The 26,174-nt window shown below is 39.2% G+C and carries 16 protein-coding genes and 1 other RNA gene; 8 read left to right on the plus strand and 9 right to left on the minus strand.

Translation table 11 applies throughout. From position 1 onward, the window contains the following. Positions 1 to 136: 136 nt before the first annotated feature. Positions 137 to 1,744: a glycoside hydrolase family 16 protein gene (locus QQK09_RS11895; RefSeq protein ID WP_284204364.1), complete on the minus strand. Its 1,608-nt coding sequence runs from the start codon at positions 1,742 to 1,744 to the stop codon at positions 137 to 139. A gap of 471 nt (positions 1,745 to 2,215) precedes the next feature. On the opposite strand from QQK09_RS11895, the gene QQK09_RS11900 reads away from it, so the two are divergent. From QQK09_RS11900 to QQK09_RS11910, 3 genes are all read left to right on the plus strand, one after another. Further along, entirely contained in the window at positions 2,216 to 6,346 is a 4,131-nt protein-coding gene (locus tag QQK09_RS11900) for a hypothetical protein (protein WP_284204365.1), read from the plus strand. Positions 6,347 to 6,747: 401 nt separating this feature from the next. Further along, positions 6,748 to 9,528 (plus strand): immunoglobulin-like domain-containing protein, encoded by a 2,781-nt coding sequence (locus QQK09_RS11905; protein WP_284204366.1) that lies wholly within the window; start codon positions 6,748 to 6,750, stop codon positions 9,526 to 9,528. A gap of 378 nt (positions 9,529 to 9,906) precedes the next feature. Next, the gene (locus QQK09_RS11910) at positions 9,907 to 11,787 is read left to right on the plus strand and encodes a glycoside hydrolase family 17 protein (protein WP_284204367.1); all 1,881 of its coding nucleotides are present in this window, start codon (positions 9,907 to 9,909) and stop codon (positions 11,785 to 11,787) included. A gap of 707 nt (positions 11,788 to 12,494) precedes the next feature. Here the strand turns inward: QQK09_RS11910 and QQK09_RS11915 are convergent. The 5 genes from QQK09_RS11915 to QQK09_RS11935 all read right to left on the minus strand — a co-directional run bounded on the left by QQK09_RS11915 (position 12,495) and on the right by QQK09_RS11935 (position 17,712). Next, complete coding sequence (locus QQK09_RS11915; RefSeq protein WP_284204368.1) at positions 12,495 to 13,838, minus strand: glycoside hydrolase family 16 protein; 1,344 nt, start codon at positions 13,836 to 13,838, stop codon at positions 12,495 to 12,497. Positions 13,839 to 14,055: 217 nt separating this feature from the next. Beyond that, positions 14,056 to 15,003 (minus strand): MalM family protein, encoded by a 948-nt coding sequence (locus tag QQK09_RS11920; protein ID WP_284204369.1) that lies wholly within the window; start codon positions 15,001 to 15,003, stop codon positions 14,056 to 14,058. A gap of 356 nt (positions 15,004 to 15,359) precedes the next feature. Next, positions 15,360 to 16,082, minus strand: a complete 723-nt coding sequence (locus QQK09_RS11925; protein ID WP_284204370.1) for a substrate-binding periplasmic protein — start codon at positions 16,080 to 16,082, stop codon at positions 15,360 to 15,362. Between the two features lie 182 nt (positions 16,083 to 16,264). Next, a complete protein-coding gene (locus QQK09_RS11930) occupies positions 16,265 to 16,936 on the minus strand; it encodes an NAD(P)H-binding protein (protein ID WP_284204371.1) in 672 nt (223 codons plus the stop codon). Between the two features lie 56 nt (positions 16,937 to 16,992). After that, positions 16,993 to 17,712: a sulfite exporter TauE/SafE family protein gene (locus QQK09_RS11935; protein ID WP_284204372.1), complete on the minus strand. Its 720-nt coding sequence runs from the start codon at positions 17,710 to 17,712 to the stop codon at positions 16,993 to 16,995. Between the two features lie 204 nt (positions 17,713 to 17,916). On the opposite strand from QQK09_RS11935, the gene QQK09_RS11940 reads away from it, so the two are divergent. Continuing rightward, positions 17,917 to 18,267 carry a putative quinol monooxygenase gene (locus QQK09_RS11940; RefSeq protein ID WP_284204373.1) on the plus strand — a complete coding sequence of 117 codons (351 nt, stop codon included), beginning with the start codon at positions 17,917 to 17,919 and terminating at the stop codon, positions 18,265 to 18,267. A 255-nt stretch (positions 18,268 to 18,522) separates the two neighbouring features. Then, entirely contained in the window at positions 18,523 to 19,203 is a 681-nt protein-coding gene (locus QQK09_RS11945; protein WP_284204374.1) for a DUF3047 domain-containing protein, read from the plus strand. A gap of 28 nt (positions 19,204 to 19,231) precedes the next feature. Here the strand turns inward: QQK09_RS11945 and QQK09_RS11950 are convergent, their stop codons facing one another. The 3 genes from QQK09_RS11950 to smpB form a co-directional block, all read right to left on the minus strand. Next, positions 19,232 to 19,606 (minus strand): hypothetical protein, encoded by a 375-nt coding sequence (locus QQK09_RS11950; RefSeq protein ID WP_284204375.1) that lies wholly within the window; start codon positions 19,604 to 19,606, stop codon positions 19,232 to 19,234. 567 nt (positions 19,607 to 20,173) lie between these two features. Further along, positions 20,174 to 20,528: a transfer-messenger RNA gene (gene ssrA / locus QQK09_RS11955) on the minus strand. A gap of 109 nt (positions 20,529 to 20,637) precedes the next feature. Then, complete coding sequence (smpB, locus tag QQK09_RS11960; protein ID WP_284204376.1) at positions 20,638 to 21,123, minus strand: SsrA-binding protein SmpB; 486 nt, start codon at positions 21,121 to 21,123, stop codon at positions 20,638 to 20,640. 104 nt (positions 21,124 to 21,227) lie between these two features. On the opposite strand from smpB, the gene QQK09_RS11965 reads away from it, so the two are divergent. The 3 genes from QQK09_RS11965 to QQK09_RS11975 all read left to right on the plus strand — a co-directional run. After that, entirely contained in the window at positions 21,228 to 21,665 is a 438-nt protein-coding gene (locus QQK09_RS11965) for a type II toxin-antitoxin system RatA family toxin (RefSeq protein ID WP_284204377.1), read from the plus strand. A gap of 5 nt (positions 21,666 to 21,670) precedes the next feature. Beyond that, complete coding sequence (locus tag QQK09_RS11970; protein ID WP_284204378.1) at positions 21,671 to 21,952, plus strand: RnfH family protein; 282 nt, start codon at positions 21,671 to 21,673, stop codon at positions 21,950 to 21,952. Between the two features lie 756 nt (positions 21,953 to 22,708). Next, positions 22,709 to 26,174: Calx-beta domain-containing protein (locus QQK09_RS11975; protein ID WP_284204379.1), on the plus strand; the 3,466-nt coding region annotated here is incomplete at its 3' end.

Consider the following 26,174-nt stretch of genomic DNA (forward strand, 5'->3'; position numbering starts at 1 on the left):
TTTAGGGTAGGGTTGTGTGGGTAATAGTGGAAGGTGTTAGCTGGAAAAGCGTTGTTGTAACGTACTGATGGCGTTAACTGAATGACAGCTGAAGACAAAATGTCGACAGCTGTTTATGGTAGATTAAAGTGTCCTATTATTTAGTAGCGTATTCAAAACGAATATTATCTACTTTAAATGTCATCACACCTAATGGCTCAAAGACCAGTACATTGCTAATCGATTTGATATCAGCTTTGTTACCACCGGAATATCTGTTTCCTTTGGAAATCAAATCGGCCACATTGATGCGTACTTCACCCCATTCACCCACCGCTGGTTGAACAACGTTAATATCACTTGCTTTAGGCCAACCGCTGTCCATTTTAGCTAATAGCTCAGTATCACCCTCTTTGCTTTCAATTTTTAGGTCAAAAAGCAACTCTCCACCCTCCATCCAATGGCTGAGATCTGTTTTTGGTGCACGTAAGTAAACATTACCCACTTCACCGGTTTTCGTGACTTTCCAAACATTACCACGCCCTGGCTCTTCCACTTGCTCCTGTATCACCAATTTTTCAGGGTTGTAGCCATCAAATGCCATACCGACACTCAATTCATCTTTATAAACATCAAAAACAGGGCCTTTGCCGAAGTTACCATCGCCAATTAATATCTCAGGCTCTGCAATGCCTTCAACCATTGCCGCTTCTTCTGAAACAGCTGCACAACCTTTACCTTTCCATCTATCAGCAGAGCAACGGTAAACACGGACATAATCAATTGCCAGTGTTTGTGGGAATACCGATGCATCAATACCACCATCATTAGCATTAGCTGCCCAGTTTCCACCAACAGCAAGATTTAGAAGTAGGTGGAATTTCTGGTTAAAAGGAGCATTTTCACCGCCACTCACAAAAACGCCATCTTCCATATGCTGGCTGTACCAACCTTCTTGTTTTTGGGTTGCAAAATGAACATTATCCACATACCAACGAATCTCTCCCTCTTCCCATTCAATTGCATAGGTATGAAAGTCATCAGCAGGGTTCACATTTCCTGGTAGGTGTGTTGCTTGACCTGTATAAACATTATCAGGCCAAGGTTTACCATAATGTAAACTACCAAATACGCGTGATTCCAGCTCACCTTCAGCAGCACCTTTCTCGGTCGAAGGTGTTTTTAGATTAACCGCTTCCATGATATCGACTTCACCAGATGCAGCCCAGCCACCATAAACCCAATCGGTTGGTAACATCCAGATCGCCGGCCAAGTGCCTTGACCAAAGGGCAATTTAGCGCGCACTTCAAAGCGACCATATTTCCAATGACCTTTATTCTTAGTACGTAATCTTGCTGAAGTATAAGGAAGTGTTTTGGTGCCTGGGTTACCGTCTGCATTATCTGGCCCAGTAAAGCTGCCTTTTTTAGCAACAATATTCAAGACACCGTCTTTCACAAATGCATTACTATCGCGGCTTGTATAACATTGTTGTTCGTTATTCCCGCCTCCCCAACAGTTAACTTCATGTTCCCATTTCTTTTTATCTATTTCCGTACCATCAAACTCGTCGCTCCAGAGCAGATCCCATTTTTCACTCGCTGCGATAGGCTCCGCAGTGAGTACTAGCGCTTTTGGGGTTGATGTTTTTTCTAATGTATCTTCTGCGCTTGGTGCTGGGCTATCTGATGCGCAACCTGCGAGTGAAATAGCCAATGCTGCCGCTGATAATTTGAATGTTGGCATTAATACTGTGGTTTTCATTTATCATTTCCTTATAGTGATGAAACTCATTGTAAGCGCTTTCTTTATATCACTGTTGAGATTAAGTTAAAATATAACTCTGTCGATGTCGTGTATTGAAATTAATATTTGCGAGGTAGTGCACAGCTATATTAGGTTAAATATTGTGCTATTTGTTGTTAAGTATGACTAATTATCATTTTTTAATTGCTTATTACTATTTTTAGTTATTACTTGTTTTGTTGTGATCTGAATCAACTGAAAGCGCTTACTTATGTGATTGTGCGCACTTTGCATACGAATATTGTTGTATATACTCAATTTCGTAAATAAAGGAACTCAGTTCTGTTGATGATTATGATCAAAATGCATCGTTTACTCAGTGCCGTTTTCTTGAAACAGATAAATATTTTTTTAAATATTAAAGAAAGCGCTTACTTTGATTGTTGGTTAGAGTTGAGTACAAACATTAACTTGTAAGGATATATGGAAATGAAAAAGCTTAAAGGTTTTAAATTAGCAAATGTCACACTGGCATCTGCCTTAGCTTTAGCCCTCAGTGGCTGTGCTGACGACCCGATTGACGATTCAATTATTGCCCCTGATCCAGGTGACACGGCTAAAGTAGCCTTGTCAGGTAAGACTGCAGATGGATATTTAAAGGATGCAACAATTTGTTTGGATCTGAATGCTAATAAGATGTGTGATGCTGGCGAACCTACTGCAGTTAGTACTGCTGGTGGTGCTTTTACAATTCCTGGTGTGACACAAACTCAGATAGATTCAAATCCACTGTTAGTGGAAATAGAAGCCGGTAAAACCATTGATGAAGATTTTCCAGACACTGTGTTAACAAAATCATATCAACTTAGTGCCCCTGCAGGTTATACCTTTATTAGCCCTTTAACGACTTTAATTCAAAACGTTATTGAAACACAAGGCAGCAGTGCAGCAGCAGCGGAACTTGCTGTGCAAACATTATTAGGTACTGATTTGGACCTAGGTACAGATTATATTGCTGGTAAAACGAGTGGTTCAAATCAAGCTGAATTTGAAAAATTACATAAAGTGGCACAGGTAGCAGCGCGTGTTGTTGCGACTAATATGGATGAATATAAAGATCAAGTTGCAGCGGGTGATTTTACTGTGGCTGATTTGAGCAGTGAAGTAATGACTAAGGTCTTCGCTGAGCTTGATGATATTACATCACAAGTTGATAGTGCTATTGATGCTGGCGGTGAGTTTGATCTTGATAGTATCGTTAATGATATTAATGAAAAAATTGATTTAGATGTTCAACCAAGTACAAAACAATATGTGTTGATTTCATCTACTGGCAAAGAAAGTGAAATCAATGAAAATACAGAAATAGGCGAATGGAGTACTGGCAGTGTTATTGATGCCGAAGGTAACTATCAAGACTTAGATGCTTGGATCATTACCAAAGGACCAGACAGTGATAATAGTTGGGGTTCTGTATTAGCGTTAACAGGAGGTTTTGAAGGTGATTTTAGTGAGTTTGACAAATTAAGCATCAAAATTGCGACGACTGGTGGTTACTCAGGTGGCTACTTTATTAAAATAGGTTCAGCTGGGTCAGAGTCTGGTGATATTGCATTGTCAGTTGATGACGCTGTAACAGGTTGGCAGGATGCTGAAGTTGATCTTTCTAATTACGATCTTTCTTCAATTGAATATATTTCAATTTTCGCAATCGGTGGAACCGCTGGTGTTTCAAAAATTCACATTGCTGACCTTTCGCTTGGCCAGGACAATTCAGTACCCGTTGAGATCATTGAAGAATATGCGTTGATCTCTTCTACGGGCGCTGAGAGTAAAATTAATGAAAATACGGAAGTTGGTGAATGGAGTACAGGCAGCGTAATAGACTCAGAGAGCAATTACGATGGACTAAATGCTTGGATGGTTACATCGGGAGGAAGTTGGGGAACGGTATTAGCATTTAGCGGTGGCTTTGATGGCGATTTCAGTGAATTTGATGAGCTGAGAGTTAAAATTGCAACGACGGGTGGTTATGCTGATGGTTACTTTTTGAAAATACAAACCAATGGCGTTGAATCTGCAGATATTCCACTAACAGTCAGTGATTCAACAACGGGGTGGCAGGATGTGATTGTAGATCTAGAAAATTACGATCTTACTTCCATTGAATATATTACACTTTTTGCTAAGACCGGTGCAGCCAATTTTTCTAAGCTCTATATTGCTGATTTAGCGCTTGTGCAATTGGAAGATCCTGGTACTTCTGTCCCTGCTCCAGATCCTGATAAAGTAGTTTTAGATGAAAAAGTATCAGAAGCCGCTGAATTTGTGGAAGCAGATTATACAGTTGCAACTTGGGCAATAATAACAGCAGCATTAGCCATGCCTGAAACAACACAAGCAGAAATGATTGCTAAAACAGCTGCAATAACAGCTGCAATCGATGGATTAGTAGAAACTGACCCTGTTGCAGTAGATGTAACTGCTTTATCAGCTGCAATAACTACCGCTGATAATAATTTATCTCTAACAACTATTGGTGATGAAGTAGGTCAAGTCTCACAGGCAGATTGGCAGGCATTTTCTGATGCACTCACAGCGGCTGAAGTTATTCGTGATGCAGCTGCAAGTCAGACTGCAATAAATCAAGCGATTATTGATTTAGCTTCTGCACAAACTGACTTTAATAACTCGAAAGTAGGCACCGTAATTACAGAGCCTGAATTGGAACTAGGACCTAACCTAGTTGTTAATGGTGACTTTGATAGTTCGGATCTGGCTGATAACGTTGGTTCTGTTGGTCAATGGAATTATTATACAAATACGGGCACTGTCGTTGCTATTGCAGACAGTCAAATGACGGCTGTAGTAACATCGGTAGGTGAGGGGCAATGGGATAATCAAATCTGGAATCAAATTCAGGTAACTGAAGAAGGTGATTACGTTGTTAAACTGACAGCAAGTTCAACTGTTGACAGAGATATTCTTATCAGAGTTGATGCGATTGGCATGAATGGTAATGGAACAACGTCAACAAATTCTGATGTGATTGCTCATTTAACAAGTACTCCACAAGAATTTAAGCTATATGTAAGTGGTAGTGCTTTTACAGCTGATGCAGCGTTTAAGCTTGTAACGTCGCTTGGTGTGTTGGAAGCTGCAAATACAACGAGTGTCGCTTCAACAGTTACATTTGATGATGTTTATCTAGGTACGTTAGCTGAAGCGGTACCAGTAGAGATGGCAGAATTAGAAACTGCTATATCAACAGCACAGGTGCTACATGATGGCGGAGCAGATGAAACATTAAAAGCTGCGTACCAAGCCGCAATCGATGTAGCTCAAGCAGTTGTCGATGATGTAGATGCAACGCAAACAGATGTAGATGCCGCATTAGCAGCACTGGCAATAGCAACATCAGAGTTTGACCCTTCTATAGAAGTACCAGAAGAAGGAAACCTTGTTGTTAATGGTAATTTTGCTGACTCGACTGTGGGTACCGGCTCAGATGTTGGTCAATGGAATTATTATACGAGCACGGGCACTGTCGTTGCCATTGCAGACGGAGATATGACGGCTGAAGTAACAGAAGTAGGTGGTCAATGGGATAATCAAATAACCAATGAAGTTCATGTAACTGAAGAAGGAGCTTACGTTGTTAAAGTGACAGCAAGTTCAACTGTTGACCGAGATATCCTTATCAGAGTTGATGGAATTGAAATGGGTAATGATGGAACACTATCAACAGCTTCTGACATTATTGCTAATTTAACAAGTACGCCACAAACCTTTACTCGATATTTCAATGGGCTTGGTTTTACTAACAATGCTAGGTTTAAGGTTGTAATGTCAGTGGGTGGATTGGAAGCTGCAGGAACGACGAGTGTCGCTTCAACAGTAACATTTCATGATGTTTATCTTGGCACTTTTACAGGTGACATCCCTACAGATATAGCAACGCTGTCTTCAGCAATAACTGTTGCAACGAATGTGTTTAATGCTGCAGTAGAGGGGACTGAAATCGGTCAATATACGACTTCAAAAGCTGATCTTCAAGCAGCAATTGATGCCGCACAAGACTTAGTGGATACGCTTGATATTACTCAAGAGCAAGCAGATGCCGCCCTTGCTTCATTAACTGCTGCAAGAACAACTTTTGAAGCAGGGTTAGTTGTTGAAGCAATACCAGGAGCACAAATATTAACTACAGCTGGCGATATAAACTTCACACCAGACAGTTGGGGTACCAATACTGCTCAAAATCTACTCTATGACGGTGATGCAACTTATTCACCAAGTATTGAGCTAGTAGGAGGTGGATCATGGGGAACAGTATTGGCAATGACTGGCATCCCAGCGGGCACTCTTGCTCAATTTACGAGTATAGATATCAAAGTGAAAACAACCGATTTCACAGAAATCAAAGTAAAAGTACCTGAAGTAGAAATGGGGTACGCATTATCAACAGGTACAGATCTTGGTAATGGTTGGGTTCAATTGAGTATTCCAATGAGTGATTTTGGTGATGCCGCACCTGCTGCTGCAGAGCAGTTTGCAATATTTGGTATAGGGGGAACTGGAACAATATTATTGTCTGAGATTAGTTTTTCTAATGACTAATCACCCTTGCACAGTTACACCCATAGTCGCTAGTACTGATCCTTTAGGTATACGTTAAGCGATAATCAAAAAAAGAGTGACGATAAATTATTGTTACTCTTTTTTTTATCTTTAAATATTAAAGTAAATCGCATGATTTTTTTGTTATTTAGGGCCGTAATCCGAGTCGGTTTCTTAATGGTTTACTGGGACGATAGCTACCGATCAATTACTGAGAGTGTTCTGTAAGTGGTTGTTTTTTTTATTGTTTGGTGAATGCTGTGTATACAGCCAAAGTTTATCCTCGTTTTTGCTGTAAATCACAATGTAAATAATAAAAATCACTATGGTAAAACTATATTTTTAAATGCTAGCAAGCGCTTTCTTTGTTTGCTTGTGATACTAATTACATGGAGTTAATAATGACCTTTAACAAAAAATTACTATCGGTACTCATTGCCGCAACACTAAGTGGTTGTGGTGGTTCATCAGAGTCACCAGAAATACCTACCACAACGACTTTATCTGGCAAGGTTGCTGATGGCTATTTAAGTGGAGCGAATGTTTGTCTGGATGTTAATGAAAATAAAGTCTGTGATGTCGATGAGCCCTCTGCAACCAGCATGGCTGGTGGTGTTTTTAATATCGAAGATATCAGTCAAAGTGATATCGATACATACCCTTTAGTGGTTGAAATCATTAAGAACGTAACGGTTGATGAAGATAATCCAGGGGTTGCGGTCAGTAAATCTTATAGCCTGAGTGCGCCTGCGGGATTTACTTTTATTAGTCCACTTACCACTATGATACAAAACGAAATTGAAAAAGGCATTGCAGCTATACAGGCTGAAATAAATGTTCAGCAACAACTTGGTACATCGACAGCTTTAAATGACGATTATATTGATGGCCAAAATGATGATGAAAATAAACAAGAATTTGAAAAGCTGCATCAAGTCGCACAAGTTGCAGCGCGTATTATTGCTAATAACATTGAGCGATATGACGGTAACTTGTTCCATAACGACATTAGCTTAGCGCAACTAAATACTTTTATTAACAATGAACTACTGGCATCGATTGCTGAAATATCCCTACAAATAGACACCGCGATTGAAGAAGGAGATAGCTTTGAACCTGATGCTATCGCGTCAGAAATTGATGAACAATTCATTGATGTTGAAGCACACACCGGCATATTAGCTGATAGAACTCCCCCTGTTATCACACTAATCGGAGAGGAAATCGTCTCTCTTATTCAGGGAAATGAGTATGAGGAGAAAGGCTCGATCACCACTGATAATGTTGATACAGGTCTTGTTGCAACTATATCTGGTTATGTAGATATTGATAGGCTAGGAACCTACTACCTAACTTACAGCGTAAAAGATGCTGCAGATAACCTAGCAACAGCTGTGAGAACAGTTGAAGTTGTTGCAGAAGACCCTGTTGATTTACCACCGCAAGAGGAGTTCTACCTATTCCACTCAGATTATGACGACTCTGCGTATGTTCAGTATTGGGGAGATGTTTGGACATCGGGAACGGTATATAGCGAGTACACAGGGGAAAGTACCTATTCTAAAGTATTAGAGATACCAAGTGGTACAAATTGGGGCAATATTGGTGCGATTGCATGGGGTAACGAAGCGGCTAACGCGATTGATATTTTAAGTTACACCCACGCTAAGTTCAAAGTGAAAACAGATACATTTTCAACTGTTTCTATAGTGGTTATTAGCCCTAATGCGCCAGATTATGAAGTTGGATATCTGATTAATGAAGGCCATGTGTTAGACGAGGGCTGGGTTGAAATAGAAGCTTTATTGCCTGAGTTTTCTGAGATGACTTGGTTTGGTTTAAAGTTTGATGGTGATACCCAAGGCTCTGCACTACTTGCTGACGTGCATTTCGTTACTCAAGAGGTTGTTGTCAGTGGACCTGCTGAAGCGGCACCTATTCCGCAAGTGAGTGATCAGGAAGCTATCGTCTTGTACAGTGATTCATTGATTCAAGATAAATATATCTCAGTATGGAATTCAAACTGGTGGAACGCACCTATTTATTCACAAGGTGATATCGAGGGTAATCATTATGCTAAATATGAAATAACAGCGACGGGCACAAATGGTGGCGCTGTTGGTTTAGAGTTTGGTATTGAGAATGGTGTTGTTGACGCTTCAGAAAAAACAATGATGAACTTTGATATGTATGTGGAGGAGGGCATTACACAAATTCAATTAAAACTTGTTTCAGATGGAGGAGATTCACTTTATAAAACCATTGATCCGCCTACCGGTGAGTGGGTTTCACATGAAGCAGTATTTGCTGATTTGGTGTTGTTATCAGGCACACTTGATCCAAGTACACTTAAGCTTGCTGGTTTTATTGTCTTTGGTGAGGCTGGACGGTCTTTCTATGTTGACAATATTTACTTTTCTGGAGAATCGATCTTCTCTGATCTTGCAATAACAGTGACTGATGAAAACGACACGCCGATTGCCGGTGCAACTGTCTCTGTCGGTAGTACAAGTGTGATCACCGATAGTCATGGTGTGGCTGTTTTAAATCTGCAACAGGGGGAACATTCGATAGATATCAGTGTAGATGGTTTAGCTTTAGCGAATGAAACATTGTCTAATGTTGGTGGTGATGCTTCACTAACGGTTGTTATGGAAGCGCTTTATCCTATGCCAGCAGTGGCTGCACCAATACCTGATATTGCAAATGAAGATGCCTTTGTTTTATATAGTGACACATTAATTGTCGATAAAAATATCTCTTACTGGGAAGATAATTGGTGGAATGCGCCTCTATTCTCTGCGGTAAAAATCGTCGACAATAATACCGCTAAGTTTCAGATCACGCCTGCGGGTCAGGCGGGCGGGGTAACCGGAATACAGTACGGTATTGTAGGAGGCGCTATTGATGTATCTGATAAAACAGGATTACGTTTTGATATGTATGCCACTGATGAGATTACACAAGCTGTATTTCAGCTAGTCCCAGCAGACGGCATTCACAAGGGCATTTATACCATGTTGCCTGTTACCACTGGAGAGTGGGTAACGGTTGATATTGCATTTAGTGATTTAGTGAAACCTAGTGGTGAGCTTAATGCTGCGCAATTAACCCAAATGGGGCTTCAACTTTGGGGAACCACAAAAGATAGTGTTTATTTAGATAATATATATTTCTATTAATGTAAGGGATAAAAATATTTATTACTAAGAGAGCTTTGACTACCTTGTCACTTATGAAATAAGCGACAAGGTAGTGTATTACTTAACCTAGTTGAATATTACAATACAAGCACAAAAGATATAACAAATTGAATTTTAGCTACGGCACCAAATTGTGACCTACAGCACTTACAGGTAAAGTAAGCGCTTTCATTTGTGATTGGTGTCGCTGTGCAGCTTGGCTAATTAGCTATAAAATAGTGGTGTAATAGATTACTAAAGAGCATCAGACAGGCATAAAGAGAGATAGCTTTTTTTTAATACCTAAAGAAAGCGCTTTCCTGGGTTGTGAGGGGAGGGTGATACGAAGAGATTTTTATTATTAAGGAAAAGAATAAAATGAAAAAAAATTATAAGATTTTTTTAATCGCATGCATATCAGTCTTTATGTTTGCTTGTGCCGATGAGCCTATCACTGAAGGAGAAGAAATTAGTGGGGGAGATGAGGTTGCTGGTTTCACACCTCAGCCAATAGCCACAGGAGACTTTCCAATGGCTCGTAACGGTGACACTTTATTAGGTAATTCAGATTACCTTGCAATCTCATACGGGGCTTGGCGCACTACAACACGTGAGTCAGGTGCTAATGTACCCACTGTTGCACAGCAAAAAGAAGATATGAAAATATTAGCTGCAATGGGTATCAAAGTGATCAGAACTTATAATACACAAGGATTTCTCGGCCTTGATGGTATTAGTAATACTGAAAACCTGCTGATTGCAATTGATGAGTTAATGGCGGAAGACTCTAACTTTGAAATGTATGTCATGCTTGGTATTTGGATTGATGCATTAAATTCATTTACAGATGAAGAGGTAGTTCACGACCAAGAAAGTGCAGGTAATGCGTTAGAGATGGCCGCAGGTATTAAACTTGCTCAAGATTACCCTGAGATTGTTAAGGTTATGGCTGTTGGTAATGAAGCGATGGTACATTGGGCTCCTTATCATGTCGCACCCAAGATTATTCTTGATCACGTTAAAACACTGCAAGCATTAAAAGCAGCTGGCACACTTAATAAGAATATTTGGATCACAACGTCTGATAACCATGCATCATGGGGTAGCTTAGGCAGTGGGAGCGATTACGATAATGATGACTTGAAAGAGTTAATCGCAACTGTTGATTATATCTCACTACATACTTACCCATTCCATGATAGTTTTTATGATGAAGGCTTCTGGTTAGTACCTGAAGATGAAGCTGAGCTTACTGTACAACAACAAGTTGATGCAGCGATGGTGCGAGCTACAAACTTTGCGCTAGCACAAGCTGCAGATGTGCAAAAGTACATGCTTGATTTAGGGGTTGAAAAACAGATCCATATTGGTGAAACAGGTTGGGCATCCGTTGCTAACGTAAACTATGGTGATGCTGGCTCAAAAGCGGCCGATGAATATAAACAAAAGGCGTTTTATGATGCAATGCGTACTTGGACAAATGAGTTTGGTGCATCATTGTTCTTTTTCCAAGCTTTCGATGAGCCATGGAAAGGTGATGCTAACAATGCTGGTGATTCAGAAAAACACTTTGGTTTGATTGATATCGATGGCAATGTTAAATATGTTGCATGGGACTTAGTTGATACGTTAAATAATGCAGGGCTAACACGAGGTGATGTTTCTGCGTTCACTCAGTCTTTTGATGGCGATATTGATTCATTGATGGAAACTGTTTCTGCGCCTAAAGCTGCACCTGTGAATAATGAACCTCAAGAGGGTGAGTTTGTTATCCTTGGTACAACGCTATACAGTGGCGCAAGTGCTTTTGGCTGGGAAGATACTGCTTGGGCTGGCATTAATACCGATACGAGTGTTCTTACTGTCGCAACCGACCCAGCTGCAGCAAAAGATTGGGGCTGGGGATCAGCTATCGGTACCGAAGGTCAAACGGAAGACTTGAGTAATTATACTCAAATGACGTTTGAGATCAGAGGCGTGACAAGTGCTGAAAGTGTATTCGCGACATTTCAATTTAGTGTTGGTTACCAAGATACGATGGGTGGAGAGTTTGGTACCAACAACTTTGTTCGCTTCAATACAGCGGGTTATGAGTTAACTGAAGATTGGGTTAAATATACGATTGATATTGCTGACTTTAATAATACTTCTGCTGCTGGGCTAAAAGTGGTTAATTCACCATTTGCAATCTTTGACCTACAGGGTAGTACAATCACAAAAAGTTCTATCGAAGTTAAAAATATCTCTTGGTTAGAGTAGCGGCTCTCGGGTAACCGAGGATCTTAGGCACTTTATATAAACGGTTTTGAGTTTCTGACTCAAAGCCGTTTTTTATTTAAAGCAGCCAATTTTTCTATTAATCAGCGACGCCTCTGTTTGCTGACGACTCACCCTATCTAACGTAACTTATCAAAAAGTTGCCTGACAAGTCAGTGGGTTAATTTAATTGAGTGCTGTATTCATTGAAGGCATTTCGGCTAGACAGTTTTAGTGCTTCTTATATATCGCGTGAGTGTTTTCATAGTGAAATGAAGATTGGGGGGGGCACAACAAATTTAGCCTATTCACTCGGGATAATACCCACTACATTAAGTTAATGCAGGTAAAGAGTACCAATAAGCTGAATGATATGCGTGCTTCATGTTGAGGTTATATTGAAAAAGCACTAATGGCTAAGGCTTGGATCATTAATTAGATCCTACAACAATATTAATAGATTTTGACCGTAACCATATAAGGTAGGGGCGTTCTAGTTCGACTGATAATATTTTATCATGTTATTCATAGATGATCTTGAGAGGTGATTGCATTAGCCCCAAGTCCCCCTGCAAAGAGTTGAGAAGTGGTATTGAAATTAGTTAGGGAAATTAATACATAAAATAGAGGAGAGCGGCATATTTTCTATTGCTAGTTCCTCAAACCAACTATTAATATAATTGAAATGAGGATTGTTTGAATTGTTTATCTTAAATATATCGACGTCTGACTAGGCATAATAATGCCAGCGTAGCTAAAAAGAATTGATTAGCACTACCACCACTTGAGCTTTCGCTTGGTGAAGTTACAGACGCGTCCTCAGAGGTTGTTGAGGCTTTAACTTGAAGTGTCAATCCATCAGTATCGCTGTATTCTGACTGCTGTTGATCGGTCAATGTTACAGATACATAATAACTACCATTCTCCATTGAAATCGGATCAAAAATAACTTTATCATCAATGGTGATAGCACTAGGCAGTTTATCGATACTCCAGTCATAACTGTAATCTGTATCAGAGGTTAAATTACTTGGATTTGCGTTTAATGTAACAGGCCCATTTGCGGGGTTAATCTCAACAATATTTGCCCCATTTTGAGTCACGTTAATATTGACATTTAACTCTCCATTATCGTCATCAACAAGATCTTCGTTACAATAAATAGCACTATTTTCATCACTAGGTTGGCAGTGTGCAATATAATCAATTTCCATGGTTGCTTTTTGCAGGGTAGCATCAATATTACCGCCAAGCATGCCTCCCATTGCGACGTTGAGCAGCACAAACATCGGCTCTTTATATTGTGGGCAATTACTAACATCTTGAGAAACAACTAAGGTACTATCGATGTAAAAAGAGATATTATCTGCTGTCCACTCCATCGCATAATTGTGCCAATTGGTTACATCTGAAGCACCATTTGGGTAGCTATATCTCACTTCATTACCACAATCATTGCTGATGTATTTCTGTTCATTGAAAAAGTTAGTGATATAGGTATCTGGCTCATTAGAGAACCATTCCCAAACATCAATTTCACCTGCACCAGCGTTAGGCCAGTGGCTAAAATCATCATCATTCTTATAAGGTTGTTCTTTAATACGGTTTTCCAGCATCCAGAATGCAGGCCACGTCCCACCTTCCAAATTGTGAAAACGGATCCTCGATTCAATGCGTCCGTAAAGAAACTCTTGTTTATCTTTACTGTTTAAGCGCCCTGAGGTCCAACTTTTATATTGATTATTAAGCGTCGAACAATTATTTCCTTTTTTACGAGCAATAATTTTTAGTGTGCCATCTGAGACATCATAATTTTTCTCTGAAGAACTATCATCATCGGTATAACATTGTACTTCATTGTTATAATTCGCTTCTGTTTGTGCTGTCCAGTTATTCCAGTTTACGCCGCTACCATTAAATGTATCAATCCATTGGACCTCCCAACCTGCCAGTGCAGGAGCCGCTGTACAGGCTAAAAATGTACCAAGCACTATTGCTTGACCATGTTTTTTGGGTAAGAAAGTAACGGGGTTTCTTTCAATATTAGAGATCATAATAATTCCTTTTATGGTGATTTTATTAGCACGATAGAGCATTTAAATAAATATTAAATTCAAATTGAAAGCGCTTTCTTTCGTGTATTTTATGATTTAATAAAGTGTTGAACAAGTCATCATAGGTGGAAGTTATAGTAGGATCACAGAAAGAGGGTGGTGATTTTGCTTCCTGAACTTTTTGCTCAGGAAGCGGGGTAATAGAAGTCGGGACGTATTATTTTTGATACTTTTTCATGGCTTCAAATAGTGCGTCACGTGCTTTGGTTGAGCCTGCAAGTTCTGCTTCATCAACAAATTGTAGTGCTTTTGTAGAATCGCCATTTTTAACCGCCTGATCTATCAAGCCGATAAACATTGCTTCAGTTTCTGGTTGTATCGTAACTTTAGCTACGGTTGTTTTATCTTGAACTAAAACGGCATCAGCTTGTTTCTGGCTAACATCATTACTTGTTTGTTGTATCATGGTGTTGGCTGAGTGCTGACTGCTCGGCAAGTAGTCCAATGCAAGTCTAAACACCCCGGTCGCAGTATGGGGAATTGGTTTGTCGAGATAAATTCTACTAACAATATCTGTACGTCCTAATGACTCGGCTGGAGCGTAAGGTTCGGCAAGTTCCGTTGTGTTTTGCATTGCCTCGTCAGTAGTAAGGATAAGCAGATACTTAGCTTGTCTGCCATCCGAAAATTGAGCGGGCAACGCTATCTCACCAAAGAAGCGATCTACATTTAATAATGAGCTAGCATCGTACTTAATCGTTTCTGAACCATATACTTGCATTGGTTTGTATTGCTCATCTAAGATTAAAGCAGTGGGGACAAAGACACTGGTTACGATAGGGGCTGAAATGGTGACATTGATGACACCGTTTGCTTTAGGCAACGTAAAACCTTGGACAAACGACTTACCGGTGCTGAACTTAAAAGCAGTACTCTCTTCTGTGACGGTAAAATCAAATTTACCCGGCTCTACAATAGGGTGGTAATCGAGTGTGCTGAGTGACTCACAGCATAAAGGTGCTCTTTGAAGTGCACTATAGCCGATTGCAGGATCAATTTTCTGTATCGCTTTGGTCTCTTTTGTACCGTAATCGAGAATCATACTTTTATTATCAGCGCATGCTGCGGTAAAAAGCGCTAAGGCAATCACAACTATTTTTTTCATTTTTAGTTCCTTTCATACCAATTCGCATTAGTGTCTTATTATTTAAAATAATTGCGAGCTATTGCGATGGAATGCACCTTGCTCCCTATCATTTTCTCACAAGTTTGATCACAATTTGATGCAGAGTGGTAAAACTCCTGATGAGTGTGAGGTTACAATTAATATTGATAGTAACCGTAATGATTAAACGTTACCTGAAAAAAACACTAAAGGAAGCGCTTTCTTTGTTGTGTGTGGATATTTATTAATGAAATTTGAGGCGGGTACTGTTTTTGGTGTTTTTATTGTTTATTTATCGTAAGCATGAGCGCGTTAAGCCATTGCCCTATGTTAGGGAGGCCTAGTTTATGCGTTATTTAATATGTTTTTCTTGAATAGCAGCAAGCTGCCCATTTAACTTTAGCATTATTTAATGCGTTATTAAACTTGTTGATAGTTTCTCGTGCAGCGACATTACTCTTTGGTATTATCAAATAGTGGCCTATTTTTACAAAGCTATTTTCAAGCATTGTAAATTCATTTGTATCAATAAATAAATCTTCAATATATCGCCAACCAGCAATTTTGTTTGTCATCACTAAATCGACACGATTTGAACTTAACATTTTAAAACAGAGCGTCATATTGATTGGGCTAGCGATGCTAATAAGGCCTTTATCCTCTAACTCTTTTAATCCAAATAAGTTGTAGCCTATTGGTTTACATATTCTTAAATTAGTTAAGTCTGTTTCTTTTTGATAGCTGATGCTTTTACTTTTTTTGGCAAAAAAATGCTCTTCAAGCTCATAAATTACATTAGAGAAATAAAGTGTTTTTTCTCGCTCACTATTTTTACTATAAGGGAATGTACCCATGAACTTACCTGCGAGAGTTTCTGCGTATCCTCGCTTCCAAGGCCTAAAAGAGATATCGACTTGATCTCCCATTTCATCAAATACACGTGTGATGATTTCTGTTGCGAGACCTTTGTTATTCAACTCATTGCCGACAAAAGGGGGGAACTCACCGGTTGCTAGCTTAATCGTTTGCGCGAAACTACTAGTCGATAGGAGTAATGTAATCAAAACAAGTATTTTCATAAAAATAACATTATCCTCGTGATGTTATAAAGCATGAACTTAATTTATTTGTAAGATGCTAATACGATAGTATTCAGACTATCTGCATCACCTTGACATAGGTTACATATATCGATGAAGAGCATAACGTCTATCGTTGAGCATTCATTTTGATCTTGATATCGTGATTTTATTACTAAATATCATTCAATCAGCGTTTGCATTTGAGTACTATTTATACGAGCAATCATTGGAGTACTGTCTTGCGTTGCTATATGGATAATTGCTTTAGCGACGTCGCACGCCTTTATAGGTTTGTAATTAGCCAGTGCGCCTACCATCAATGGACTAATAAAACGCATCACACTCTGTAGCGCTTTTTCATCTTTTCGTGTTTCTTTACGCTGACCTGCCAAAGGTCCTGGTTGCACAAATGTCGTGCTCATAAAACCGAGGTGTTGAATCGCTTGCTCCATTTCTCCTTTACAGCGAAGGTAATGAGAAAGTGCCTTAGTAGATGCACCTAAACAAGACACTATAATAATACGTTGTACACCCAACTGCTGCATCTGTTTAGCGACCTTTACTACCAGTGTGACATCAATAGCATATAAGCTCTTTTTGCTACCTGCTTTTTTTATCGTGGTACCTAAGGCGATTACACCAATCGTTGGTTGTGTTAAAGCCGTACTCAAAGTAGGGGGGGTTAACTCTGGGTCTATCCACTGGGTGAGTTTTGGATGTACTATTTCAATCTGAGTGCGGGAGAGGCAATAGATGCAGTCGATAGCCTCACTTTTTAATGCGTCGATTAATGTTGCTTGGCCTACTAATCCACTCGCTCCTGCGATGATCATTGATAATTTCTGCTGCATCTTTTTCCTAAAGCCATCATGATGGTCTGTTATAAAATGTATTAGCGGTTAACTACTCAGATAGCCATTGCACCTGAGTATATAGCCCCAATCCCGGCAATTAAGCATAGCAATAAAGAGGTACGACGCACTATTTGTTGGGATAATCGATCTACAAATAACATCGCAACACGATAACCCAAATAACCGGCGGGTAATAAAGGCAGTGATAAATAAAGGTGTTGCAAACTCATGTAGCCGATCGGTATTTGAATTAATAGCGACATCGTACAGCTAACAACAAAAAAGGCTGCTAAGTTAGCACGTATAAAATTTGCTTGTTGATGTTGTAACAGTAATGCCATTGGCGGGCCACCGATACCTGAACTTGTGCCTAAAAAACCAGAAAGGAAACCTGCAAAAAATAACCTATTAGGGGTTGGGTGCAATTTGATGGGTAATAAGCTAATCAGGACGGCCATTAATACAACAATACCTAACAATAAAGAAAGTTGTGCAACATCGATATAATAGAGCAATGCTCCGCCTGCAACGGAGCCGGGGATACGTCCGATGATCGCGTGCTTTAAACCGCCAATTGAGATAGTGGCACGATACTTAAAGGAATTAATCAATGCCAGAAATAAGCCAACGATGATGATCGGCCCTGGAATATACTCAGGTGATAATAATATTAATAGTGGAGAAGCCACCACCGCTAATCCAAAACCAGTGGCACTTTGGATAAAGGCACCAGTAAAGATTAAAAGCATGGCAATAATTAATTCAGGTTCCATTTCAATCCAATTTTATACAAGTAACGATTTATGATGAGTTAAGTCGAGAAGATAACACTAATTGTATGATGATAAAATCAATAGCATAGCCTATTGATTATTATCTTGCGAGGTAGGGGGGAATTAACCTTTTCGCTTTCTCTTGTGTTTTACCTAGAGAGTCGTTTAACATCCTATAAATCATTTTATTAGGAAGGAACTACCATGACTAGTCGCGTTTATGTATTAGCACAATTTAAAGCAAAACCAGGAAAAGAAGCTGAACTGTTTGAGGTACTTAAAGCACTCGAACCTGATTCATACAGAGAAAAGGGCTGTATTCAATACATGCTAACCCGCCAAATTGCACATCCAAGCGCTACCAATAATGATTATACGATTGTATTTAATGAAATCTGGGAAGACGCAGAAGCGTGGGCAGCCCATGGTCGTAGAAAGCAAATTCAACATTTTTTTGAAACACAAGTACAGGCTGAGTCTGGCTTAGTTGAAGATGCTATTGTGACTGCATACTCTGATGAAGGGCATGATTTCGACGCGCCTATCTATGAGTAACCGATCAACGAGTGATCTTTTTCCATAGAGTTAACAAACTAGCTGAGATATCGATTAACCGCTACCTCAGCTAGTATTCGATTTACCCACTCACTTTATTACCCTCTTTAGTTTATTTATCCTTTTTAATTAGTTAGATACTACTGTGTTCCTACTCTATACTTCTATGTTGTAGTGCTAACTTATTCGCTAATTCTTATTGTTCTAGGGCAGTTAATACCTGTTCAACATGTTCATATTATGAAGGTTAATTGTATGCCTCTCCCCGAGATTAATTTGATTCGATTTATTGTGCTGATATTCTCTTTCTTAATAACCTGCTCAAGTGCAAGTGCAAATCAAGAGGAGGATTTATATATTGGAAAGTTTTCACAGGGTGATCTTGATAGTTGGCAGCTTAAAAAATTTGATGGTAATACTCATTATCAAATTGTCACTGATGAGGTGAATGGTAAACAAGTATTAATGGCAGATAGTCACAATAGCGCCTCTGGATTATACAAAGAGCAGCGTATCGATTTGCAAAAAACGCCATATCTACATTGGTCCTGGAAAACAGATAAATTATACTCGGCATTAAATGAAAATGAAAAACAGGGCGATGACTTTGTCGCTCGCATTTATATTGTCATAGATGGGGGAGTCTTCTTTTGGAAAACCCGTGCTTTAAATTATGTTTGGTCCTCCACTTCAGAAAAGCATCGCTCATGGAAAAACCCTTACACTGCCAATGCCATCATGTTTTCTGTTGAGTCTGGCGATCAAAATCTAGGCCAATGGATTAATTATCAGCGTAACGTTAGGAACGACTTAAAAGTGATGCATGGAATAGAAGTACGTTATATCGATGCCGTTGCCGTGATGACAGACACTGATAATTCTGGCCAGCATGCGACCAGCTATTACGGTGATATCTATTTTTCAGCAAAACCATAATGTTTATGGCGTTTGATTCATGGTGATATCACCACTCGTTTAAATAATCCTGTTTTGATTTAGACAACTCTTTTCTTAACCTTCGTTTTTCTAGCAGATAGTTTTTATAGTCATATAACACTGCAAGTGGCATAAAGAGTAATAATAGAGGGATTAAAATGACAATGAGAAAGAGAGTTAGGCAGTAATTTTTATAGCCTGGTTTTTCACATTTTGGGATCACCCAGTCCTCTTTTTTAGTGAGAGGGTAATCCGTTTTGAATTTATTGACTCGTAAAAGCTCAACTTCTGTATCTTGTATCTTCTTTTTCACCGGAACTTTTGCCGAGCCGTAACTAGGATGTGGGAAGTCGAGGTATGAGCCGTCATTTTTACCGTTTTGTTGAATATCTATGTTTCTCATGTAACCCACTATTATGTATAGTAATTTTTATTTATCTTATAACAGATGACGTTACAATTTTGTGATGATCGTTATAAACATAATCTCACTTTTATATTGATGCACTTAATATAGAATTTAATTGGGATAAAGATCATTTAGACAAGGTAGATTGCAAGGGTAATTGAATATTATTTGCGGAGTCCATAGCATTTTAATTTTTAATAAAAAATTGCTTATGTGAACATTATTCTGTTTAAGAAGTCATTTAATTTGGCTTTGATCACCAGTTTCTTATTAAATGTAATTTGAAAAATTGAAGGCCATTTCCTCGGTTTAGAAATCGTAACATAGCGTATAATTAGTACCCTATTTTAGTACAAACAGCATATTAAGCGTTTACCTATTATCTTTGTTTTGCTTCTGTACTGAAAAGTGACTTTGGGCACCATCATCAACGTACTACTTATACTTTAGATATATCGGGGTTAAGGAAGAATTCGATAGGCATAAAAAAAGCCCGTAATATCAATTGGTAACTGATATTACGGGCTTTAGTCGATTCTTAATACTTTAGAATCTTGTAGGTGGTGGAGATGGGGGGAGTCGAACCCCCGTCCGAAAAGCCTACATCCTCGGTACTACATGCTTAGTCAGTCTTTTGGTTAACTCGTTGATCTCCGACAGACAGGATACCAAAAAGCGAGTCCGATACTATTTCGCGGTTCACCCTCGAACAAGGTTCCCTCGCTATCCAAATGTAAATGACCTTCCGAATCCCTGCCCATAGGAGAAACGTGGGTGGAAGGCTAGCTAGCCTAAGCTGCTAGAGAGTAGTTATCGTCGTTTGCAACTATAACGTTGACGGCTTTTTACGAGGCCAGCCGTCACCTCGGCATGCACCTTGGGTTTCAAGAATCTCGTCGAGTCCTAAATCATCCCCACAGGTATTACATTAGTCAGTTAGTGAAACACTGACCAACGAAAATGAGTTTAGCAAAACAATTCACAACAAGATAGCGTTACCTGCTGCGAATCGTCTAACTGCTTGTTTATCGAACGCTATGCTTCATCATGCGCTCTTTTTGTACTTGCCATTCTCGATCTTTTACATCGGAACGCTTGTCATGATCCTGTTTACCTTTAGCGAGTGCAAAAGATATTTTTACCCAGGCTTTTTTCCAATATAACGAGATTGGAATTATCGAGTAACCTTGGCGTTCAACTTTGCCCATCAGGTTATCTAGTTCACGACGTTTTAGTAAAAGTTTACGGTAACGTAGCGGATCACAAACTACATGTGACGATGCTGCGATTAAAGGAGGAAAAGTAGCATTCAATAACCATGCTTCTCCATTTTTCAGGAAAATGTAGCTATCTGCAATGTTTGCTTTACCGGCGCGTAACGATTTCACTTCCCAACCTTGTAACTCAAGACCCGCTTCAAAGCGTTCTTCTAGGTGGTACTCGTGACTCGCACGTTTATTACGTGCGATCGTATTTTCATTAGTTTTAGTTTTTTTATTTTTCTTAGCCATAGTCTCACATTGTAACCTTAATCAAATTGAAAATGCTATTTCAATTTATGATTTATTTGAAGGTTTAGTGTAAACTTTGCATTTTTGTTTCAAGAGTAGAATAAATGGCAGAAGTATCACGCAGTGCACTGTTAATGTATAGCGCAGATGAGATGTATCAATTAGTTAATGACGTCAACGCTTATCCTGAGTTTTTACCTGGTTGTGTTGATGCAAAAATATTAACGCATATTGATGATGTAATGAGTGCGTCGGTGATTGTTTCAAAAGCGGGCATTAAGCAAGAATTTACCACTGAGAATACTTTGCTAGATGGACGTTCTATAGCAATGAATCTGGTTGATGGGCCTTTCAAACATTTAAGTGGTGGGTGGCGATTTTTACCACTTGATGAACAAGCCTGCAAAGTTAGCCTAGATTTGAAATTTGAGTTCAGTAGCAAATTAGTTGAAATCGCGTTTGGGCGTGTATTTAATGAATTAGTAGGCTCTATGGTAAAATCGTTTTCGGAACGTGCCAAAGTGATTTATGGAATTAGGTAGTTTTTATGATTGAAATTGAAGTTGTGTATGGCTTACCACATAAGCAAGTTTTACTCTCGTTACCTGTTCCTAAGGGAAGTACAATTGAAGAGAGTATTAAGCTTTCTGGTATTATTGGGCATTTTCCTGAAATTATTCCAGGTGAAGCGACGGTAGGTATCTTTAGTCGCCCTGAAAAACTGGATACTATTGTTAAAGCGGGAGATCGCATTGAAATTTATCGTCCTCTTACTGCTGATCCTAAAGAAATGCGTAAATTACGTGCCGCAAAAATGGCAAAAAAATAGTAAGTCTATACCTCTACCCAGCCTCTCTAATATAGATTCTCTTAACAACGCTCTATTTTCATTTCTGTTGAGTTTAGAGAGAGGTACTTACTTACTATCGAAAGAACTTAAAAGTGAACACCTTTGCTAGACAAAATTGCACTTATTATGGTGTGATTTTTCAAGTAGTCAGTTCCTGCAATTCATACCTAGTTATCCCGCACAACCTTTGTAGATTTATTTAAATGTTTAGCGTTAATTCTTCGCACCTATTCCTAGGTAATGCATTTTATTTTTCAAGGTGTTTATTTGATAAATAACAGGTCTCATGTTGCTTAACACCGAAGTAATGATTAAATCTGAATGGTGTTATTCTTTTTTGTTTTTCAGAAATTGAATGGGTGGTCAATAAAAAGTATATTTATTGTATTTTTTTATGAGCCTCCAATTTTGCAACTCTGCAACTAATTGTAAAAATTGAAATTGATTTCTGAGCCTTATTCCTTAGGGTATCTGCATTCTCAACTTTACATCTTCCCGCTAAACTTTCCGTTACATGAACTATAATTATATATCGGGCTTGATAGCTGTTGATGTTTTTGTGGTTATTTTGTTTGGTATTTATTGTTTTTTGTGCCCTGTTGTATCTGTTTTCTTCTCAAATATAGCACTTTTATTTTCATTAAGTGCTTGATGAAAAAGATCTACTTAAATCGAACGAAAATGATTGGTTTTATTTCTCGTTTTTTTGATAATTATAGTAGTAAGGATTTAGCCATGAGTGATAGTGATATTAAAAAAGATGAGTTACTACAAGAGCCATCACAAGATTCTATAGTAGTTGATAATGTTGATGGTATTGTCGAGCCGATTGAAGTCGATGATGAGTTACTTGCTGAAATTGAAGCTATTCAAGCTCTCGTCGAAGAAGGTGAAGAACAGGTAGAGGTTGTTGAAACCGCTGCTGGGGAAAGTAGCGATGGTGGTAGTTCTTCTGCTGTAAACTTTGCTCGAGATGGTACTCAAACCTTAGCAAGTACAGACTTTAAGACAGCTGGTTTTTCCTTTAGTACTGCCTCTGTTGAGTTTACAGATACCAATAACACACTCTTTGCTAGTCCAACACCATCTACGATTATTACTTCAGACAATAGATTAAATGCGCAATTTACCGATAATTTTGTATCGGGCGTTAAATATACTACTTCATCTGGTTTATCTGGTTTTACCGGTGATAGCGGTATGGCTGGTGAGTTCAAATATAATAGTGGCGATACTATTATATTTACTGTTGGTGATGTGGTCATTGGCGAGTTTAGCGCTAATGTAATTCAAGGAAATGTTCTCTTTTTGCAGGATATTGCAGGTAATTCTCTTTCAGATAACAACTCAAATTATGTAGAAAATATGGCTATTTTCTTACAAGCTTTGGATGATGATTTGAGTGATAGTAATAACAATGATGATCTATTAAAAACAGATGATATCGTCAATAACGACACTTCCTATACAACAAATATCAATATTTCAGAAGCGATGCATGATGCCTTCACGGGGTACACCGACCCAACAATGGGCATTGTATTAAACATTGCTAACTCAGGGAAAGAGATGATATCTCAAGCCCTTGCTTCTGTCGGTGTTGAGTTTACACGTGATAGTGAGCGTGATGATAACGGTGAAAATGTATTTGAATCAATAGCGATGGCGCATGTTGCTGAAACAATTCAAGATCTAGCGGGCGAAGATCGAGGCCCTGTAATTGCTGATGCTCGCCAAGTTGACACGATCGATGTACCTGGTGGGTTAATTAATTTTAACTTTAAAGAAGCGGATGGGGTGATCACATTTACAACGGATGATCTTCTTAAAGGCGCCGTAGGGCAACAAGTTATAACAGAAAATTTAGTGGTTAAAAATGTAACATTATCAGCTGCTTTCGAAAATATCGGTACGCTTGTTGATAAGGATGATGGTAACTATGAAATTCAGCTTAATGAAGGGGTTACGGGAAAAGAGCTAGAAAATCTTTCTGTCGATTACCGTGTTGAGGATTGGACTGTTATCAAAGAGGTAACCTCGCAAACATTAGACAGCTATAAATCACACTTGTCTGCCGATATTCCAGATGTCGTGGAAGACGCTGGTTTTAATCAATTCACTTTAAACAGTACACTTATTTTCGAACAAAATTCATTATTACAAATTAACTTTACCAGTGAGTTATTGAGTAAACAGTTAACCAATCAAATAGGTGAAGAGTTAGCTGCACTTGGCAAAGAGGTCGTTGCAGATGAAGATGGCATTATTCAAGTTGCCGAGTATGCTGATGACTATCTTGTGCCGCTTGAATACTCAAACGATGGAGGTATTACTTGGATTGCGATGAATGTGGTTGCGCTGGATATCACAGGTAGTATTCCACGCCCTATCTTTGGCTTTGAACTTGGTGCTGGTGATAACAGCGTAGAGATTCGTGTGCCAATTTTTGATGATGTACAAATCGAACCTACAGAGTATTTCAGATCTGAAATTAAAGGTGATAATTTTTACGATGAAACTATTCTATTTTCAATTATAGATAATGATTTAGTTGAACCTGAATTACCAACGATTGATATTGATTATGTGTTAGTAACAGAAGGTCAAGGTGAGGCTGTGTTTACCTTAACTTTAAATAAACCAAGCGATAAAGTTATTACCGTGGATTACAGCACAACAGAGCTTTCTGCCCTCCATGGAGAAGACTTTATCGCCTCTTCAGGCACTGTCACATTTCAACCAAGACAAACTACCGCGACGATCTCTATTCCTATTGTCGATGATTTAATTACTGAAATTTCACCCGAATTTGCGCTAGTAAATCTTTCTAATGCAAGCAACGCCATTATAGATGATGCGCAGGGGACGTTACGTATTTTCGATAATGATTTCCCCGTTGAGATAAACGTCAATTCTGTTGAAGTGACAGAAGGTGAGCAGGCTGTTTTTACCGTTAGTTTTGATAAAGATTTAGGAGAAAATCCAGATGCCGCGACGATAGTTAACTTATCGCTAATAGACGGTAGTGCAACATCTGCAACAGATTACAATTCATCTAGCCTTAAAGTCTATTATGGCGAAGAGTCAAATCCACAATATTTAAGCTTTGATGATAGAGGTAACGTCATTGTCCCTATCGGTGTAACGACATTGACGGTTATTGTCGATACAACAGATGATAGTGTAAATGAACTTACAGAAGTATTTGAGCTAGTTGTAAAAATTGCCAATGAAGAAGTGAGTAGTAATGCAACTATTATTGATAACGATAATCCAACATTAACAGTAGTTGGCGAAAGCGTGCAAGAGGGAGGTGTTGCGAATTTTACAGTGACCCTATCGGGTGAAAGCGAAGCCTCTGTGATGCTTAACTTAACGCCAAGTACAACGGGCAGTGGCGATAGCGCGGAAGCTGATGATATTAGCGCCGTGCCGGTGGTAACCTACCTTAATAGCCAAGGTAGCCCGATGCTGGTGAACGTAAATAATGATGGCAGTTATACCTTCCCTGGCAGCGTGACAGCGATTAATGTTGCGGTGCAAACCACTCAAGACAGTGTGTATGAAGGACCTGAAACCTTTAGCTTAATTGTGACAGATGTGAACAATGTGATTGAATCAACTACTGGTACAAGTACGATTGTTGATAATAATACGCCAACTGATCCCGAAGATCCGATTGATAATGATATTCCAACCTTAACCGTGGTGGGTGAAAGTGTGCAAGAGGGTAATGTAGCCAACTTTGCTGTGACCCTATCGGGTGAAAGTGAAGCGCCTGTGATGCTCAACTTAACACCAAGTACAACGAGTGGCGGCGATAGTGCCGAAGCCAATGACATCACTGCCTTACCGGTGGTGACTTACGTTGATGAAAATAGTATCACGGTAACCGTGACTGCAAATAATGATGGCAGTTACACCTTCCCTGGTAGCGTGATAGCGATTAATGTCGCGGTACAAACCACGCAAGACAGTGTCTATGAAGGGCCTGAAACCTTTAGCTTGATTGCAACTGATGTCAACAATATTATTGCTGATGCCTCTGGCACCTCAACCATCCTTGATAACAACAGCCCAACACCAGAAGACCCCGAGGATCCAGTTGATAATGATATTCCAACCTTAACCGTGGTGGGCGAAAGCGTGCAAGAGGGGAATGTAGCCAACTTTGCTGTGACCCTGTCGGGTGAAAGTGAAG

The organism is Psychromonas marina (genome assembly GCF_030161115.1).
Lineage (GTDB): Bacteria > Pseudomonadota > Gammaproteobacteria > Enterobacterales > Psychromonadaceae > Psychromonas > Psychromonas marina.